Origin of the sequence: Ureibacillus sp. FSL K6-8385 (assembly GCF_038593155.1) — a bacterium.
Taxonomy (GTDB): Bacteria; Bacillota; Bacilli; order Bacillales_A; family Planococcaceae; genus Ureibacillus; species Ureibacillus terrenus.
On the sequence record NZ_CP151968.1, the window covers coordinates 1,346,803 to 1,366,058 of the forward strand.

Here is a 19,256-nt window from a genome sequence, read left to right on the forward strand (position 1 = left end):
AGAACGCCATTTTCCGTTAAAATGGTGTTCTTTTTTTGTGCATAAAATTAGACAACCTTACTTGTTCTTTCCGACAAGCAAGGTTGTCTAACCGACTCGAATGTTCAACGTTCCCAAATTACTAACCTCACTTTTCTGCAATCTCCTCGCCTTTCGATAAATATTTCAACGAATCATCATGATTCTGTGTTTTCTTTCACTTTGCGGGCATGTTCATTAAACCGGTCCAGTTGTTCTTGTGAAAGCTGTTCGATAAAGTTTGAAAAATTGATTGGCTGAAGGCCGAATTGCTCGCATTTCGTTACGTAATATTCATACCCTTCTTGATATGTTGTCATATCCAACCACTCCTCACTTATTGTACTATAACAGATTAATTTTGATGTTTCTAATATAGTACAGTTTTAATTTTCTGTCAATATAAATTTAAAAGACTTGTCTAAATTTTTAAACAAGTCTTTTATTTACCTCTATTCTATGAATTAAATGAGGCTTTTAACCACTTTGGCGATTGTGGCACCGTCCGCTTTTCCCGCAAGGAGCGGTTTTGCGATTTTCATGGCCTCTCCCATGTTCATGCCTTTTGTAATGCCGGCTTTCACTAGGGCATCGGCAATTTCTTCTTCGGATAACTGTTTAGGCAAGAAACTTTGCAATATTTGGAGTTTGCGGTTTTCTTTTTCAATCAAATCTTCCCTTCCTGCCTGTTTCGCTCCTTCAAGGGCCTGGTGTGTCTGTTTCACTTCACGGTTCACGACCGCAATCTCTTCTTCAAAGGTCAGCTCGGAACCCTTTTCCTTCTCCGCCTGATCAAGCGCCGATTTCAGCAGAGTTAAAACCGCTTTGGCAACTGTATCCTTTTCTTTCATCGCCTGTTTCAACTGATCAAAAACATCCTTTTTCATCATAAATAATATTCCCCCTTTAATGGATTATGAAACATTTAGAAATGCCGCTTTATAAATGAAATAACATTATTTCTAATAATATTCAAGAAATGGAATTTGCAGATGGTTTGTCGGAACATCCGAAAAAGATTTTTTTCGGTTACTCTGTACAAAAAGCTGTTTTCAAGCTATACTTATGGCGACAATTCAATCAAACCAAACGAAACCACAGGGGGAGCTATGTGCTGAGAGTGAACAACTCCGTGTTGTTCTGACCCTTTGAACCTGTAAGGTAATGCTTGCGCAGGGATTGTGGGATCGAGAATATTCGTTGTATGAGGACCAGGTGTCTCTTTACATATTTTCCCCTGAGGTTTCCAATTTTTGGAGGGGAGTTTTTTTATGAACAAAATTCGGCTGCAGGCGCTTATTGAAGCCTCATTTTTCGCGGCATTCGCATTAATTTTGGACTTGCTGCCGTCCATTAAAATTGGTCCATGGATTTCGATTTCCTTTGCAATGGTGCCAATCTTTATTTTAGCATTCCGCTGGGGAATTACGGTGAGCTTCATATCCGGCTTCATATGGGGGCTGTTGCAATTGGCAACTGGAGATGCCTATATTTTGACCTTCCTGCAATTCTTGATCGAATACTTTATCGCCTTTGCCTTTATCGGCTTTGCCGGGCTCATGTACAAGCCGATCCAACGGGCATTCTTCAAAGAACAAAATAAAGTGAAAGGCATCGGTTTTGCCGTTCTGGCGGTCTTCATCGGAAGCGTTGCCCGCTATTTTTGGCATTTTTTGGCCGGCGTCATTTTTTGGGCGGAATATGCTCCTGAAGGGATGTCGCCAATTCTTTATTCTTTCATTGTCAACGGCTCCACAATGGCCGGCTCGGCGATTTTGTGCTCCATTGTTTTGATTCTTCTCCTTTCTGCCGCACCGCGGCTAATTCAGCGGAAAGGCGTCAACTTTAAGTAAGCAGTTTCCTTATATTTGTGCTGGACTGTCCGGAAAGGGATTCTCCCTCTTTCCGGACAGTTCTTTTTTTATTTTCGATTTTACTAGAATAATATTATTTTTTCTGTAAAAATAATCGGTTTTTCTCGATTATAAAAGCTCGAAAACCTTCAGATGCCTTTATACAGTTGTTTCCCATCTGTTCGGTAGATTTAAAAACTTCAAAAAATTTATTTTCAAAGCAATAATCAGAATTTTTATTGTTGATAAAAAATTATTTTAATATATAATTGATTACATTAAAGAATTCATCATTTTTACTATAAAAACAGTTTAAACAAGAAGGGGTTTGCAGCTATGAAGGATTTCTTTAACAAACTATTAACAGGCATGAGTTTGGGGATAGTCGTTTGTTTAATTCCAAACGCGCTTGTCGGAGAGATATTAAAATTGATTATACCTCATGCGGGCCCTCTTGAAACGGTCCTTACCTCCGTTTTGAACGCCTCTGTGCTTGTGATGAGCCTGCTTCCTGTCATCATGGGGGTGCTGATCGGCATCCAATTCAAATTGAATCCGGTGCAGATGTGTTCGATTGGCCTTGCCGCATTTATCGGAAGCGGTGTGACGACCATTGCGGAAAACGGCACAATCACCATGGCCGGCATCGGCACAGTCATCAATATCGGGATTACCGCAGCCCTTGCCACATTGTTCGTCAAATTCCTGGATGCCAAACTAAAAGAGTGGACATTGTTGTTGATGCCCGCGCTCACCATTTTCATTCCGGGTTTGATCGGTTTGGCCATTTTGCCATATGTCCGGAGCGCAAGTTTGGCCATCGGTGAAGGCATTATTTACTTGACCAATCTCCAACCGGTTTTGATGGGCATGTTAATAGCCATGGTATTTTCGGTGCTTATTCTTTCCCCTATTTCCACAATCGGGGTCGCAACGGCCATCATGATTTCGGGAGTCGCAGCGGGCGCCGCAAACCTAGGCGTCGCCGCTTCAGGAGTCGGCATGTGCATCGCGGCCTATAAAGCGAACAATTTGGGAACGGCGATTGCCCACATCGCTTCGGCGAAAATTCAAATGCGCAACTTCTTTATGAAACCGAAAATCGCCCTTCCGATGATTTTGACGGCAGCCATTTTAGGCGCCCTATCCGGCGTGCTGCAAATTACCGGGACGCCGTATAGCGCCGGTTTTGGACTTGCCGGTTTTGTCGGACCTTTAAAATATCTGGATTTGGCCGGATGGAATGTTGAAAGTGTGACCATCGCCGTCACAATGTTTATCGTCCTTCCTGTCATTTTAAACCTCTTTTTCATCAAATTGTTCGAAAAGAAATTCAAATGGATTGAATCCCGGGATTATCTGGTTTCCTATGAAAATTAACAAATCCTGGGCTATCCTATATTTAATAGGATAGCCCATTTTTGGTTTGTGAAATTTTCATAAATTTGTCGATTGTTTCTGAAAATTGTTGAATTTTTTATGAAAATTGAAATAACTCTAGGATGATGCCTTAGTTTCAAGTAAGATGAAACTAATTAAGGAGGTATAAAAAATGCAAGTCCGAACGACTCGATTACAAGAAGAAGAAGCCAAGATTGTCTATCAGGAAACAGCAGGATTGGCCATTATCACCATCCATCGTCCGCAATTGAAAAATGCATTGACGGCAAATATGTGGGACCAACTTGCAAAAATCGCCAAACAATCTCTTGATAATCCGAAAAACAAAGTGCTGATTCTCCGGGGTTCCGGCGAAAACTTTACGGCAGGTTCAGATATAAAAGAGTTTAACCGCATGTCCATAGAAGAAGCGGAAGAAGCCTTTGTCCGGATGGAAAATACGATTTCAACCATTGAAAACTTGCCCCTTCCAACCATCGCGGTGATCAATGGTCCTGCCATGGGCGCCGGTCTTGAACTTGCTTTGGCTTGCGACCTTCGAATCGGCTCGGAAAAGGCCCGTTTGGGGATTCCGGTCGGCAAACTGGGCATTACATTAAACAATAAGTTTGCCAAACGCCTCGTTGACCTGGTGGGTCCATCCACAACGAAGGATTTTGTCTTTACAGGCCGTACGTTTAAAGCCGAGGAAGCCTATAAAGCCGGCATGTTGAACTATTTGGTGCCGGAAAAGGATTTGACGCGATTCTCCATCCGGTTGGGAAAATTGGTGGCAAGCATGTCCCCTGCCTCATTGCTCGCCGTAAAAAATTCGGTAAAAGAGTGCATCGATTCCACACCTGCCCTTTGGAAAGGTTCTACGCCTTTTGTCGATCCGAACGATTTCCCGGAAGGCGTCCGCGCTTTTGTTGAAAAACGTACGCCTCAATTCACACGAAAAAAATAAAAGATGAAAAATGTGGTTGGCCAAGTTGCCAACCACATTTTATATCATTCCTTTAATAAAAATATGGATATCCATCGGCTCGAATTCAAAATGACGCTGGAATTCAAAGGCAATTTGTTTTTGCAGTTCTTCCATGGCGGCAACCGCATCATATCGGACCGGCGCTTTGATGTGCAAGGATACATAGATTCTTGGATATAATTTTTTCATGGAAAAATGCAAGAATTCCACTTTTGCAACATGAGGATTCCTGGAAATTGCATATTTAATCAGATCAACATAAACATTGGGCAAAATGTCGATTGTCTGCCGATGAAAATCCGGCTGGACAATGGTGGTTTCCCCCAATTTCACCCGGTTTTTCGAAAAGATGTCAAACCCCTTTTGGATCAGACGTTTGAAAAAGTTTTGTTCCACTTGCCGATATGGAATCGGCATCAAATGTTTCCCCTGGGTTGTCCGGATAAATTGGGACAATTTGATCTCATTTTTTGAACGGATGTCGTCTATATAATAAAACCGTTCAATCGGCCCCAATTCCAGCTGTTCGGCGATTTTTTTCGTCATTTTATCGCTCGTGCCGATAATCAAAACCGATTGGATATGATGTTTTTTGATGGCTTCTTTGACTTCTTTGCGGTGCGCTTCATCCTGAAAAATGGCTCTCCGGACCGCCCGGATTGTATTTTTTTCAAATTTCGCGGAGGTTCCCGCAATTTTTTGTCCATTTTTGATCAATAAACCATCATCGATGATGGCTTCGATTTGATGGTCATGGGCAAATTGCAATGCGGTTGTGCTCTTCCCTGACCCGCTTGGACCGCTTAAAGAATATACCTTCATTCTTTCAACTCCATCACAACGATTCCCTTTTCTTGTATCATAAACAAAAAGTTGGAGGAAATCAAAAACCTTTCATCTTTTTATGCCGGAAAAGCAAAAACAGATTGACTATGCTAAAATGTTTTTAAAAGCTGAATTTGCGATGCTTAAGGAGTGTTACAATTGAAAATCGTCCCATCCCAGAAAATGTCGTACTTTCAACCGGCCATTTTCGGGCAATTGAAAGAATGTGCGAACGAACAGAAAGCAAAAGGTGCTGAAATCATCGACTTGAGCCTTGGAAGCCCTGACCTTCCGCCCCATGAAATTTTAAGAAACCACATGGCCGAAAAAAGCAAAGATCCTTCCGCCTATGGGTATACATTGACCGGAACAAAGGAATTTAACGAAGCCGTTGCCCGTTATTACAAGCGGGTCAATAAAGTGGAAATCGACCCTGAGACGGAAGTGCTTTTGACAATGGGGTCGCAGGAAGGATTGGTCCATCTGCCGATCGCCTTTTGCGATCCCGGAGATATTGTGTTGATTACGAACCCTGCCTACGTCGCCTATATTGCCGGAATCCATTTGGCCGGTGCGCAAGTACATTACATACCGTTGGATAAAGAAAGAGGATATCTTCCGAATTTGGAGGCCATTTCCGAAGAAGTGGCAAGAAAAGCGAAATTGATGATTTTGAACCTGCCGGGCAATCCGGTTCCTGCCATGCCTTCTTTTGAATATTTTACGGAGGTCGTTGAGTTTGCCGAAAAATATAACATCATCGTGCTGCATGATGCCGCCTACTCCGAATTCTATTTTTCCGGAGACGGACCAATCAGTTTCCTGAACGCGCCGGGAGCAAAAGAAGTGGGAATGGAAATCAATTCCCTCTCCAAAAGTTTCAGCTTGGCCGGCGCCCGGGTGGCCTACTTCGTCGGAAACCGAAACTTGATACAAATCATGAAACAGCTGAAATCCAATCTGGACTATGGGGTGTTTGAACCGATCCAATCCACCGCCGCCCTTGCTCTGGACCATTCCGAAATGATTACGGACAGGCTGCGGAAAATCTTTTCCGAAAGACATCGAGTGGTCACAAAAGGATTGGACAACATTGGATGGGAGTATGCGCCATCCAGCGGCGGAATGTTTGTATGGGCAAAATACCCGTTTGACATCGACAGCGTGAACTTCGCCTTCCAAACAATCGAACAGACAGGTGTCGTGATGGTGCCTGGCACTTCATTCGGATCAGAAGGGGAAGGATATGTCAGAATCGCCCTTGTCCAAGAAAAAGAGCGGTTGGAAGAAGCGATCAAACGGTTGGAGAAATTGAAAATTTAATCGGTGATGAAGATAAAAGCTATCATCCATTCAACGAAAAGTCGGATGATAGCTTTTATCGTCTTTTCAGCCGCTGCGTCCGTTGAAAACCATGGCTTCCCTATCAGCCTTCCCTTCCGGCGGCTAAAAGAAAAATAAAAAATCGGCCGTGCAACAGCCGATTTTTTTATATTTTATAACGGTTGGCTTCGTTTTCTTCAAAACGGTTATAGCGGCGTTTAAACAATTTGAACATATGGCTCACGAGCACTTTGATGACGGCATATCCCGGAATTCCCAGCACAACGCCGGCGACGCCGAAAAGAGAGCCCGCCGTCAACAACACGAAAATTATCGTGATTGGATGAATTTTCAATGATGTCCCCATGATATTCGGGGTAATCAGTTTTCCTTCAATCAATTGAACAATCGTCCATACGATGATCAGCTTCAACACCATGAACGGAGAGTTCACCAAAGCAATAATGATGGCCGGTGTAATCGCAATGGCCGGTCCCAAATATGGAACGACGCTTGTAATCATCGCCAAAAATCCCAATAGAAAAGCGTAGTCCAGACCGATAATCAAAAATCCGATGGTCATCATGACCCCTATGCAAATGGAAACTAAAATCTGTCCCAATATGTAATGGCTGATTTGATGGTCCATCGCTTTCATGACCTGGGACGCATCGTTCCGCATGCGCGGAGGAAAAATGCCCAATACAAATTTGGGCAGCTTTTCCCCTTCATACAAAAGGTAAAACAAGATGAAGGGAACGGTTACCAACGATAAAATAAATCCCGTTACGGCCGAAACCAATCCGGTAATGCCGCTGGCTACGGTTGTCGCCAAATTCGCAAATGTATCCCTTACGGTTGTAATTAAATTGTTTGTGACATCCGTCAACACTTGATCATAATCGATGTTATATTTTGAAAATAATTCGTTCACCCCGGAATTGTTTAAAAATGTGACAACCCCTTCGACAACCGCCTTAAAATATACGGGAAACTCGTGAACCAGGTTCGTAAATTGATCCCGCAAAAACGGAAATACAAGAAGGACCAATAAAGTTATCGCGCCGATTGCAAAAATGAAGATCAGAAAGATGGCCCAAATTCTTGGTATCCACCGTTCCAACAGTCTCGCCAGGGGTCTGAATAGATAATATAAAATCCCGGCAAGCACAACCGGCAAAATGACCACTTCAAACAAAACCTGGAACGGGTGAAAAATGAACGCAATTTTATCAACGACATAAATGACAAGGCTTAACAACAGAAGGACAACAAGGGTGAATAATAAATTTTTTCCTCCCAGAAACCGGATATATTTAGTGTTGAAAAACGTTGAATCCTTTTGTTTTGCTATTTCATTCCCTATTTCTTTGTCTCTTTCCAAATCATCACCTTCTCGTTTTTTCGACAAGATTATTTTACCATGAAAAATAATCCAATGTAACTTTTCTATTCCTCCATTCCCAAAAATTCATGCAATTTTTGCCTGTTTGTTTCCAAATCGATTTCAATGACGGAACCTGCATGTTGGTAAGAATTGAACCAATAAGTTCCTTCCACGGGAATCGTCATTTTTTCTATGTCCGGAACCCCTCCTTTTGCAACGGATAGTACCGTTTTCAATTCCTCGCCGGTTGTCATGTCCGTCAAAATATACCCTTGGGCGGCTCCAATAAGTTTTGGCATATTTTTTAAATTTTTCGGCTGCATTAATTCATCTTTTAACGCTTCTATCACTTTTTGCTGCCGCTCCACACGTCCGAAATCTCCCTGGGCATCATGGCGGAAACGGGCATATCCCAACAATTCTTTGCCATTCAGACGATGCACCCCTTTTGTCAGGGTCACGCCAATATAAGCCGACATGTCCTTTTCCACTTCAATTTCGACGCCGTCCGGGGCCAAGATGTCAATCAGGGATTCAAAGCTTTTGAAATCAAGTACTGCATAATGATGAATCGGAATATCGAACATTTGATTCAAAGTTTCTTTCAACAGTTGAACGCCGCCCAAATAATAGGCGGTATTCAATTTCCAATGATCATAACCGGGTATTTCAGCGTAAATATCCCTCATGAATGAAACAAGTTTCAATTCATTCGTTTTTTTGTTCCATGACAGAATCATCATCGTATCGGATCGGGATTTTTCTTCTCCCCTGCTGTCCACGCCGATAATCAAATAATTGATGATATCCCCTGTTTCCTCATCTGAAATAAAATCCATTTCTTTTTTTTCACCATTGCCTGCCAATTTCAAGCCTTCCCGATATTGATGAACCGCATAGGCGCCCGTTGCAATGAAGAGCAGCAGAATGATCAAGAGGATGAATCTCAATTTCGGAAATCTTTTTTTCTGTTGTTGATAACGTTTCTCCATCCTGCTATGAACTTGGTTTTCTTCCATATTCATTCCCCTTTAAATTTCAAGAATCTATCTATTGATGACGATAAAAAATGGAATCAGTTCGATATCAATAATTATACTATGCTCAATCGGGAAAAGCTTTTCCTTAATAGAAGCCTTTAAAATTTGATAGTATATATATCATATAACAAAAATATGGATTTTAAGCAGAAGGAAGTGTAAAAAATGGAAAAAGCAACATTCGCAGGGGGCTGTTTTTGGTGCATGGTCAAACCTTTTGACCAATGGGATGGGGTCTATAAAGTGACTTCCGGTTATATGGGGGGACACGTGGAAAACCCTACATATGAAGAGGTGAAGACCGGGAAAACCGGGCATCTGGAAGTGGTGCAAATCGAATTTGATCCAAGCGTGATGCCTTATGAAAAACTTTTGGAAATTTATTGGATGCAAATCGATCCGACCGACGACGGCGGACAATTCCATGACCGGGGGGAAAACTATAAAACAGCCATCTTTTATCATAATGAAAAGCAGCGCATATTAGCCGAAAAATCGAAAAAGGAACTCGAAGCAAGCGGAAAATTCAAAAAGCCGATTGTTACCGAAATCCGTCCGGCAACAACCTTCTATGAAGCGGAGGAATATCATCAAGATTATTACAAGAAAAATCCGAAACACTATGAGGAAGACCGGAAGCAATCCGGCAGGGATGAATTTATTCAAAAGCATTGGGGAAGCTGACAGGCAAAGGAATGCTCCTTTCGCCCCACTCCCCTTTTTTTCATTCCAAAAAAGGAATTAGTTTACATAATATAACTATAGTAAAATAAAATACAACCGGCTATATGCGCCAAGGATTGTTCTTGCAATGTAAAGATTTTGAATACGACTAAATTACCGGATTATTTTATAAACAAAAGTTTTATTAATAAAAATTTGTCAATATTGTGTATAAATATTAATGGGAATTTTTTCTTGTTGGTAAATTTATTACATATTTTTGTTTTTACATACATATTTATACAACTTTTTAATAACATCGGGTATTTAGTATTATATAAATGGTGAGAAAAAAATTATTATACATAAATTTATTAGGTAATTCCTATCATTGACGGAATCATTAGGAAAAAATTATACTCAAAATGTATTACATAATACACAACAAATAGTTTTGCAGAAGGAGTCTTATGACAGATCTCGATATTTTTTTACATCAATCTGGAAGGCTTCCTTCTGGAACCGCTGTTGTGTGGTAATATAATACCATTTTTAGGAGGTGTCACCATGAACTTGATCGGAACTTTATTGCAAACTATTCTTGGTTTAGTAAACTCTTTACTTGGTGGTCTTTTAGGCGGTCTTCTATAATTTGTAATTTTCATAGTTTTTATTTGACAAAATGAATATTGGAGGTGTCACCATGAACTTGATCGGAACTTTATTGCAAACTATTCTTGGTTTAGTAAACTCTTTACTTGGTGGTCTTTTAGGCGGTCTTCTATAATACTGAATTTTACATATAGGGGGAAAAGTGATGTTGCTTTTCCCTCTATTTTTTTTCTTTTTTGATGCCGGCCGGGGAGTTCAGCCCGGTCTTTTTCTCTTTTCCACTATTTTCACCTTGAAAATCTTTTTAATATAGCACATCCCCTTCTTTTTTTCCATCCATTTTGCTCTCCCTTTCCCCTTCCCTTTATGCTTTTTTATATACGAAAAATCTCATTCTCCTTCGTCATCGGAAAAATCGTTTTATCATTCTTGTTCAATGGAACTTTGAGAATTATAACTTTTGGAGCAACAATATTCGTATTCTCTTTTCTTCGGCAAATTAAACGTACAGTTAATCAAATCTCAATTCACAGAAAATATCATTCTAGTCAAAAATCCATTAAATTGTGCTATTTTATGAGGAAAATTTACCTGAATTTATGGTAGATTAAATATAGGTAGGGTTATTTTTCCACACAAGAAAATGAAAGCCCTTACATTCGGAGAAAATTATGGAGCGGAGGGATGCGTATGCCGTATAAAATTGTAAATGAATTTCCCCATGAACTGCTGCTCTCGGACAAAAAGCCTTGCATTTCACTTTATCAGCCGACCCATCGGCGCGGACCGGATAATCAAAAGGATCCTATCCTCTTTAAAAATCTGACAAAGGAAATTGAACAGGCTTTATCGAAAAAATATAAAAAAGATCAGGTTCAATCCTTGATGGAGCCTTTTGAAAAAATTGCGATGGACTTGAATTTTTGGAAGCACGCGGGAGAAGGGCTGGCCATTTTTGCTACTGAAGGCGAATGTATCGTCTATCATTTGCGGCGCCCGGTCAAAGAATTGGCGATTGTCGCTGAAACGTTTCATATCAAACCGCTCATTCGTGTTTTCCAATCGGCCGACCGATATCATTTGTTGGGACTAAACAGGGAAGAATTTGCCCTTTTTGAAGGAAACCGTTACGGATTTGAACGGGTGGAAATTGATCCGGGCATTCCTCAGACAAAACAGGAAGCTTTAGGAACGGTGGAAACAGTTCCATCCCTCAAAGCAGGGGCATTCAGCGGTCCCGGCAATGCACCCGTTTTCTACGGCGCAAGCAGCAAACAAGAAATCATTGATGTTGATACGGAACGATTTTTCCGTTATGTGGACGAAACGGTATTCAAATATTATTCAAACCCGATGAAATTACCGCTCTTTTTGGTTGCATTGGATGAATATCATACTCCTTTCCGAAACATCAGCAAAAACCCGTATTTGCAAAAAGAGGGCATTAAAATCAGTTATAATGCCGTTTCGGAAGATGATTTGAGGGATTTGGCATGGGAAATCATTGAACCGATTTATTTGGAAAAAACGAAAAAGCTTGTGGACCGGTTTGAAGCGGCTCGCGCACGAGAAAAAGCAACCGATCAAATAGCCGAAATTTCAAGAGCCGCCATTGCAAACCGTGTAGAATGCATTCTGATTGAAGCCGACCGAATTTATCCGGGCAAAATCGACCGGGAAACCGGTGCATTGGTGCTTTCAAACAGTGACGAATCCGGTGTGGATGATGTGTTGGACGATTTGGCCGAAATCGTATATAAAAACCGCGGCGAAGTAGTCGTCCTCCCGAAAGAACGCATGCCGTCCGATTCCGGAGCAGCCGCCATTTACCGCTATTAAAAACAAAGATCGAATATGTTCATCCATGAAAACAACCGTCTGTCTTTTTTGCACAGACGGTTGTTTTGTTTTCCGCTAACCTTTATACTTTAAACATTGATGTTGATGCCATATTGAATCAACAAAAGCTATCAATAAAAAAGTTTCGGTTGAATGGAATGCAAAAGCCGGCTTGCTAAATGGTCCGGCTTCCGGAAATGAAGGAGGAAATATATGATTCAAGTAAGCAATGTAGGTCTCAGGTATGGCGACCGCAAATTATTTGAAGAAGTGAATATCAAGTTTACACCTGGGAACTGTTATGGCCTCATCGGAGCGAACGGAGCGGGTAAATCCACGTTCCTTAAAATATTATCCGGGGAAATTGAACCACAGGAAGGCCAGGTGATTGTTGGAAAAGATCAACGCATCGCCGTATTGAAACAGAACCATTTTGAATACGACGAATACCCGGTGTTGGAAACGGTCATCATGGGCCATAAACGACTGTATGACGTCATGAAAGAAAAGGACGCCATCTATATGAAGGAAGACTTTTCCGATGAAGACGGCATGCGCGCGGCTGAATTGGAAGCGGAATTCGCCGAATGGAACGGCTGGGAAGCGGAATCGGAAGCCGCTACCCTTCTGCATGGGCTGGGGATTCCGGATGAGAAGCATCATTTAAAAATGGCGGATTTGGAAGGGTCCGACAAAGTGAAGGTCCTCCTGGCCCAGGCTCTGTTCGGCAAACCGGATATCCTGCTGTTGGACGAGCCGACAAACCACCTGGATTTAAAAGCCATCCGATGGCTCGAGGAATTTTTGATCAACTTTGAAAATACAGTGATTGTTGTCTCCCACGACCGCCACTTTTTAAATAAAGTATGTACGCACATTGCGGACCTTGACTACGGTAAAATCCAGCTGTATGTCGGAAACTATGATTTCTGGTACGAATCTTCCCAACTTGCGTTGAAGATGGCCCAGGAACAAAACAAGAAAAAAGAAGAGAAAATCAAAGAATTGAAAGAATTCATCGCCCGCTTCTCCGCAAATGCCTCGAAATCCAAGCAGGCAACGAGCCGCAAGAAAATGCTTGAAAAAATTCAATTGGAAGATATTAAACCGTCAAGCCGCAAATATCCATATATCAATTTCCAAATGAAACGGGAAATCGGAAATGATTGTTTATCTGTCGATGGCTTAACGGCAATGCAGGATGGACAAGTATTGTTCAAAGATATCCGTTTCATCATGAACCGCGATGATAAAATTGTGCTGCTTGGAAACCCGCTGGCAAAAACGGCGTTAATGGATATTTTAATGGAGGAACGGAAAGCGGATGGAGGAACTTTTAAATGGGGCGTCACAACATCAAGATCCTACTTTCCGATGGATCATTCGAAATACTTTGAGGGAAATGAACAGACGCTGGTGGATTGGCTGAGACAGTTTTCCCCTGAGGATCAATCGGAAACGTTCTTGCGCGGATTTTTGGGCCGTATGCTCTTTTCCGGGGAAGAAGTGAAAAAATCCCCTTCCGTGTTGTCAGGGGGCGAGAAAGTGCGCTGCATGCTGGCCAAAATGATGTTGTCGGGAGCAAATGTTTTGCTTTTGGATGAACCGACAAACCATTTGGATTTGGAATCCATTCAAGCGCTGAACAACGGCCTGATCGCCTTCAAAGGCGCCATGATCTTCACATCCCACGACCATCAATTCATCCAAACCATCGCCAATCGCATCATCGAAATACAAGATGACGGCTCCATCATCGATAAACAATGCACTTACGATGAATTCCTGGAATGGAAAGAAGCGCAAGGGCTTTTGTAAAACCGAAAAGCATCGTCTTCTCCTGAGAGAAGACGATGCTTTTATCTTTTATCATGGTTATTAGTTTACATAATAACATTATCCGAAAAATAGTGTGAAAAATCGATTCAGAATTTATAATAAAATTAAAGAAAGAAAAGGAGATGAACAATATGAAAGCGCTCTATATCCCCCTCTGTCTGTTGCTGATGTTGCTGTTTGGCTGCCAGGGACAAGACAACACGAATAAGCCGGATAATACAAACGATGAAACGACTAGCGAAGAAACGAAAAATGGCAAACAGGATGAACAAAAAACAACTGACGAAGAACAAGAAGAGCAGGTAGATTTAAGCCAATTTTTCAAACCTGACCATTCAGTGGCCTACTTCTTGGGCGACGGCAATGAATTTGCAACGTATACGGAAAAAACGACACGGCTCAACGACCAATACGTGGGTACGATTGTCGACAATGGCGGCGTCACAATGATGAACATTTATAAAATCGGGGATGACAAAATTGAGATTGTCTATAAAGAACCGGTGGACATGAATGCGCAATTCCCGGACATCGAGGAAATCAAAGCGATGCAGCCGATTGAGACATATTTCGCGGCACCATTAGAAGTCGGCACCACTTTCGGAAATTGGAAAATTATCGAAACCGGCGCAACCCTTGAAACGCCTTACAAAACATTCGAGAATGTCATTGTGATTGAAGAAGTCGGCGATCAATATGTGAACCGGAAATATTTTGTCGAAGGGTTTGGCGAAGTAAAAACCGAATCCGTAATGGATACGGATCAAGGAGAAAAATATACTGTCACTTCCACATTGGAAAAACTGACGACCGAATAATTTCAGTTCCCTGTTGGCGCTTCCAACAAAGAAAGATTGATCAAAAAAGAGCGAATCAACTTTAATTCGCTCTTTTTCTTTTGTTAAAAATCAATCTTTCCCGACGGATTATGAACTGTCGATGAGAAGGATTTCTCTTGAAGCATCAACACATCTTAATTTGATAAAGTTGCGATTGTGCATATAATCCTAAGGGTGCATAGAGGCCTCCCTTATACAATTCTCTTCCAAACTTATAAAAATAGAACTCACATATGCAATTAACAGCACTTCTCGGGCGGATAGATTTCTCTCTTGCGCTGTTAGCGGCTCTCTTTGGGCGGATAATTCCCACTCTTGGGCTGTTAACGGCTCATCTTGGGCGGATAGATCTCCCGCTTGGGCTGTTAACAGCTCATTTTGGGCAGATAGATCTCCCGCTTGGGCTGTTAACGGCTCATCTTGGGCGGATAGATCTCCCGCTTGGGCTGTTAACGGCTCATCTTGGGCGGATAGATCTCCCGCTTGGGCTGTTAACAGCTCATTTTGGGCAGATAGATCTCCCGCTTGGGCTGTTAACAGCTCATCTTGGGCGGATAGGCATTACTCATGTACATACTACTTGCAAGTTTGCGAAAAAATGCTTACGTCCGCGCACATTATGGAAAACTCATACTGTCAGAGTTTCCCCTTGCCCGCCTTCATTCCGGACTTAAATTAACATTGCCCAACAACATTCTTGCCGGTCCATTCATCCATTTTTTCCGCTATTGATCGGTTTTCCGTACTTTTCCCTCAGTACGAATTTCTTCACCTTCCCTGAAGGAGTCATCGGGATTTCATCCGTAAAAACGACTTTCTTTGGACATTTGTATCCCGCTAAATATTGTCTGCAATATCGGATGATTTCTTCCTCCGTCGCCTTTTCGTTTTCTTTCAGCACAATAACGGCACAAACGGCTTCCAAATACTTCGGATCCGGTATTCCGATCACCGATGCCTTCTTGACAGCCTTATGGCGATAAAGCACATCTTCAATTTCAGCAGCATAAATATTTTCACCTCCGCTGCGGATCATGTCTTTCTTGCGGCCCACGATATACAAATATCCCTCTTCGTCCCATTTGCCCAAATCGCCGGTTTTGCACCAGCCGTTCACAAAAGTGCTTTTCGTGGCTTCCGGATTGCCCCAATAACCTTCTGAAACACCTGGGCTTTTTGTCCAAATCTCCCCCACTTCCCCAAACGGCGCTTCTTCCCCGTTTTCATCCACTACCTTGATTTCCGTCAGCGGAAGCGGCTGCCCGACAGAAGCGCTTTTCTTCAGGGCATCTTCAGGATTCAAACACGCGGCAATCGGCTGCCCCTCTGTCAATCCATATACTTGAACAATGCCGACATGCGGGTATTTTTCATAAATGGCCTCAATCGCCCATGGCATTAAAGGATCGCCGCCCGTATAAATCGTTTTTAAATGGGCAAGTTGAAACTCATCCAGGTTCGGAAGATTCAACATGTCATATATCATGAACGGAAAGAGGAAACAGTGGGTCACCTTTTCTTTTTCAATCACTTTCATCACCCGCGCAATGTCAAATCCCCTGCTTCGGGTGATAATCACCGTCCCCCCTTTCAACAATACCGGCAATGCGATATCTTCCAACGCGCCGACGTGGTAAAGTGGCCCTGTTGTCATCGCAATTTCGGAACCGTCAAATCCCCATTTCAATATTTGGATCACCGAAGACCAAAAAGTCGTATTATGCGTCCAAACCGCACCCTTTGGCCTCCCGGTCGTCCCCGAAGTGTACATTAACATCACCGGGTCGTCCATAGAAATGTCCATTTCCCCCACTTCTTCTCCAGGACCACAGGAAAGCAAATCCCAGCTTTTCGCCCAATCCGGAAGATGACCATCCCCAAGCACAATATAATGTTCAACGGGAATTTGATTGCGGATCGGTTCAATTTTCTCCAAAAGCTCACGGTCCAGGCAAAGAATTTTTGTATGGGAGTCTTTCAATATAAATTCCAGTTCGTTGGACGTCAACCGGAAATTGATTCTGACCGCCACCGCCCCTATTTTTCCGATGGCAAAATACAAAGCGAAATATTCCAGGCAATTGTATAAAAGTATGCCTACCCGGTCTCCTTTTTTCACGCCCAGTTTTAATAGTTGATGGCTGTAGCTGTTTGATTTTTCATGAAGTTCTTTGAATGTCCAGCGTCTGCCGGATTCTTCCTGGATCGCAACTTTATGTTGCAAAGTTTGATCCTTGTTCACCATGATTCGCCGGGTAAAATGGCCGATATCCATAAAATGAATCCCCCTTTTGCATCAAATGATATGAATCAAGGATAATTCTATGAACCGTCCATTCTCTTTAGACTCTTATAGCGGATTTACTAGAAATCTTGGGATGTAAAGAATATTTTTTTTCTTTTCACATACTTTAAAAATACGAATTTCTGTATTGTTCACAGAAATTTCATAGATTGAGGGAATTTGATCAAAGGGGGGTTCATAATTGATATTAGGGTTTATTGGTCTTTTGGGAAGCCTGGCATTGATGATTTATTTAACGATGCGGGGCGTGAATTTGTTGATAGCCGCTCCTTTTGCCGCATTGATTGCAGCCGTGTTGAGCGGAATCGCCGTCTTCCCGCAGCTGGCCGCTGAAGGGGAATCGGATTTTATCACAAGCTACATGGGCGGATTTACCGGTTTCATCGGTTCCTGGTGGCTCATGTTCCTTGCAGGCGCCATTTTCGGGAAGGTCATGGAAGACAGCGGAGCCGCGGATAGTGTTTCAAAATGGATTATCGAAAAAATCGGCGCCAAACATGCGATTTTGGCAGTGGTGGCGGCCTGTGCCGTGCTTACTTATGGAGGCGTAAGTTTGTTCATTGTCGCCTTCTCCGTCTTCCCGATGGCGCTCAGCTTATTTAGAGAAGCAAATCTGCCAAGACGGTTTATTCCTGCGGCCATGGCATTGGGATCCGTTACTTTCACCATGACTTCAGCAGGTTCCCCTGAAATCCAGAACTGGATTCCGATCCAATATTTGAACACGACGCCGTATGCCGGTTGGGAAGTCAGCATGATCGTGGCCATCTTTATGGCGGTGGGAGGCTATTTCTGGCTGAAATGGATGGTGAACCGCGCCATCGCAAAAGGGGAAAAGTTCGTTGCCAAAGCATCGGACCAATTGGGACAAGCGGAAAACTGGCCGCTTCCAAGCCCGATTTTAAGTTTGTTGCCTTTAATCGTGGTACTTGGATTTTCATTCATTTTCCATGAAAAATTGGGAACATCCGCTTTAATCATCGCGCTGCTCGGCGGAATTATCACTGCATATCTCGTAAGTTTCAAATATATGCAAAATCGCGAAAAGGCGATTGCGGATGGCGCATTGGGCGCTATGATCGCCATTGCCAATACGGCAGCGGTGGTCGGGTATGGAGGTGTGGTGAAACAAACGGATGCCTTTCTGAAAACGGTTGACTATATGACAAGCATTCCCGGCAGTCCGTTGATCGGGGGCGCAATCGCGGTTGCCGTGCTTGCAGGATTGACCGGTTCTTCATCCGGAGGACAATCCATCGCGTTGCCATTAATCGCACCTCATTATATTGATATGGGTGTCAATCCGGAACAATTGCACCGGGTCGTGGCCATCGCCTCAGGTTCGCTGGATACATTGCCGCATAGCGGATACGTGGTGACGACCATTACCGCCATTGCCAAAGAAACCCATAAAGACGCTTATCCGGCAATGGGTGCCTTGACCGTCATCATACCTTTGCTCGGAACCATTTTGGCAATCATCTTATTCTCATTGGGATTATAAAGAATGTTGGAGGTCCTATCATGAAAGGGAAAACGCTTTTTATTACAGGAAGTGCTCAGGGAATCGGCTTTGAAATTGCCAAACATTTTGCCAAAGCGGGGACAAATGTGGTCATTTCAGATATCAATCAAGAAAAGATTGACCGGGCATTGAAAGAATTGCCAGGACATGTATCAGGCATTGTCTGCGATGTGACAAAGGAGGAACAAATCAAACAGGCGATTGACTTTACTGTGGAAAAATACGGCTCCATTGATATTCTGATCAACAATGCCGGAATCCAGCATGTCGCCTTTATTGAAGACTTCCCTACCGAGAAATTTGAACAAATGATCAAAATTATGTTGACCGCACCTTTTATTACGATGAAGCATACGATTCCTCATATGAAGAAAAACGGTTATGGAAGGATTATCAATATCGCTTCCATTAACGGCCTGATCGGTTTTGCCGGAAAGTCCGCATACAATTCGGCAAAACACGGTGTCATCGGCCTTACAAAAGTAGCCGCTTTGGAAACCGCTTCACATAATATCACCGTCAATGCCATTTGCCCGGGATACGTCGATACTGCACTCGTCCGGGGACAATTTGAAGATTTGGCCAAAACCCGTAATATTCCTGTCGAAAATGTATTGGAAGAAGTGCTCTATCCTCTGGTGCCCCAAAAACGGCTCATTGCAACGGAAGAAATCGCTTCATTGGCCCTGTTTCTTGCAAGCGATGCCGCAAAAGGGATTACAGGGCAGGCGGTCGTTCTGGACGGAGGCTACACGGCACAATAAAAAACAGCGGATTCTTCCCGCTGTTTTTTAAATTTTAAAATAATACAAAAAAGGCA

16 protein-coding genes and 1 riboswitch are annotated in these 19,256 nt (G+C 42.7%); of the genes, 10 read left to right on the forward strand and 6 right to left on the reverse strand.

Annotated elements, in window-relative coordinates:
- Positions 1 to 176: 176 nt before the first annotated feature.
- Positions 177 to 338: a transcriptional regulator gene (locus NST62_RS06540; protein WP_141602500.1), complete on the reverse strand. Its 162-nt coding sequence runs from the start codon at positions 336 to 338 to the stop codon at positions 177 to 179.
- Positions 339 to 482: 144 nt separating this feature from the next.
- Positions 483 to 908, reverse strand: a complete 426-nt coding sequence (locus NST62_RS06545) for a GatB/YqeY domain-containing protein (protein WP_141602501.1) — start codon at positions 906 to 908, stop codon at positions 483 to 485.
- Positions 909 to 1,108: 200 nt separating this feature from the next.
- Positions 1,109 to 1,215, forward strand: a riboswitch (TPP riboswitch).
- Between the two features lie 74 nt (positions 1,216 to 1,289).
- Here NST62_RS06545 and thiT point away from each other — a divergent pair.
- The 3 genes from thiT to NST62_RS06560 all read left to right on the forward strand — a co-directional run bounded on the left by thiT (position 1,290) and on the right by NST62_RS06560 (position 4,218).
- Positions 1,290 to 1,871: an energy-coupled thiamine transporter ThiT gene (gene thiT / locus NST62_RS06550; RefSeq protein WP_141602502.1), complete on the forward strand. Its 582-nt coding sequence runs from the start codon at positions 1,290 to 1,292 to the stop codon at positions 1,869 to 1,871.
- Between the two features lie 336 nt (positions 1,872 to 2,207).
- On the forward strand, positions 2,208 to 3,251 hold the full coding sequence (locus tag NST62_RS06555) for a PTS sugar transporter subunit IIC (protein ID WP_342463243.1): 1,044 nt from the start codon (positions 2,208 to 2,210) through the stop codon (positions 3,249 to 3,251).
- Positions 3,252 to 3,423: 172 nt separating this feature from the next.
- Positions 3,424 to 4,218: an enoyl-CoA hydratase-related protein gene (locus NST62_RS06560; protein ID WP_141602504.1), complete on the forward strand. Its 795-nt coding sequence runs from the start codon at positions 3,424 to 3,426 to the stop codon at positions 4,216 to 4,218.
- Positions 4,219 to 4,257: 39 nt separating this feature from the next.
- On the opposite strand, the gene NST62_RS06565 is transcribed toward NST62_RS06560, so the two are convergent.
- The gene (locus NST62_RS06565; protein ID WP_141602505.1) at positions 4,258 to 5,061 is read right to left on the reverse strand and encodes a hypothetical protein; all 804 of its coding nucleotides are present in this window, start codon (positions 5,059 to 5,061) and stop codon (positions 4,258 to 4,260) included.
- Between the two features lie 162 nt (positions 5,062 to 5,223).
- Here NST62_RS06565 and NST62_RS06570 point away from each other — a divergent pair, with 162 nt between their 5' ends.
- Positions 5,224 to 6,387, forward strand: a complete 1,164-nt coding sequence (locus tag NST62_RS06570; protein WP_342463244.1) for an aminotransferase class I/II-fold pyridoxal phosphate-dependent enzyme — start codon at positions 5,224 to 5,226, stop codon at positions 6,385 to 6,387.
- A 166-nt stretch (positions 6,388 to 6,553) separates the two neighbouring features.
- Here NST62_RS06570 and NST62_RS06575 read toward each other — a convergent pair whose 3' ends face one another.
- Positions 6,554 to 7,741, reverse strand: coding sequence for an AI-2E family transporter (locus NST62_RS06575; RefSeq protein ID WP_342463281.1), 1,188 nt, complete (start codon positions 7,739 to 7,741; stop codon positions 6,554 to 6,556).
- Positions 7,742 to 7,836: 95 nt separating this feature from the next.
- Positions 7,837 to 8,793: an LCP family protein gene (locus NST62_RS06580; protein WP_181733247.1), complete on the reverse strand. Its 957-nt coding sequence runs from the start codon at positions 8,791 to 8,793 to the stop codon at positions 7,837 to 7,839.
- Positions 8,794 to 8,979: 186 nt separating this feature from the next.
- Between NST62_RS06580 and msrA the strand changes: the two genes are divergently transcribed.
- The 4 genes from msrA (at position 8,980) to NST62_RS06600 (ending at position 14,585) form a co-directional block, all read left to right on the forward strand.
- A complete protein-coding gene (gene msrA, locus NST62_RS06585) occupies positions 8,980 to 9,498 on the forward strand; it encodes a peptide-methionine (S)-S-oxide reductase MsrA (protein WP_141602508.1) in 519 nt (172 codons plus the stop codon).
- A gap of 1,281 nt (positions 9,499 to 10,779) precedes the next feature.
- The gene (locus NST62_RS06590) at positions 10,780 to 11,928 is read left to right on the forward strand and encodes a hypothetical protein (protein ID WP_141602509.1); all 1,149 of its coding nucleotides are present in this window, start codon (positions 10,780 to 10,782) and stop codon (positions 11,926 to 11,928) included.
- A gap of 213 nt (positions 11,929 to 12,141) precedes the next feature.
- Positions 12,142 to 13,746: an ABC-F family ATP-binding cassette domain-containing protein gene (locus tag NST62_RS06595; protein ID WP_141602510.1), complete on the forward strand. Its 1,605-nt coding sequence runs from the start codon at positions 12,142 to 12,144 to the stop codon at positions 13,744 to 13,746.
- Between the two features lie 152 nt (positions 13,747 to 13,898).
- Positions 13,899 to 14,585, forward strand: coding sequence for a hypothetical protein (locus NST62_RS06600; RefSeq protein WP_328216659.1), 687 nt, complete (start codon positions 13,899 to 13,901; stop codon positions 14,583 to 14,585).
- 730 nt (positions 14,586 to 15,315) lie between these two features.
- Here the strand turns inward: NST62_RS06600 and NST62_RS06605 are convergent.
- Complete coding sequence (locus NST62_RS06605) at positions 15,316 to 16,881, reverse strand: long-chain fatty acid--CoA ligase (protein ID WP_342463245.1); 1,566 nt, start codon at positions 16,879 to 16,881, stop codon at positions 15,316 to 15,318.
- Positions 16,882 to 17,095: 214 nt separating this feature from the next.
- On the opposite strand from NST62_RS06605, the gene NST62_RS06610 reads away from it, so the two are divergent.
- Together NST62_RS06610 and NST62_RS06615 are read left to right on the forward strand one after the other, a co-directional pair.
- Positions 17,096 to 18,415 carry an SLC13 family permease gene (locus NST62_RS06610; RefSeq protein WP_342463282.1) on the forward strand — a complete coding sequence of 440 codons (1,320 nt, stop codon included), beginning with the start codon at positions 17,096 to 17,098 and terminating at the stop codon, positions 18,413 to 18,415.
- A gap of 17 nt (positions 18,416 to 18,432) precedes the next feature.
- The gene (locus NST62_RS06615) at positions 18,433 to 19,200 is read left to right on the forward strand and encodes a 3-hydroxybutyrate dehydrogenase (protein WP_342463283.1); all 768 of its coding nucleotides are present in this window, start codon (positions 18,433 to 18,435) and stop codon (positions 19,198 to 19,200) included.
- The last annotated feature ends 56 nt before the right edge of the window (positions 19,201 to 19,256 follow it).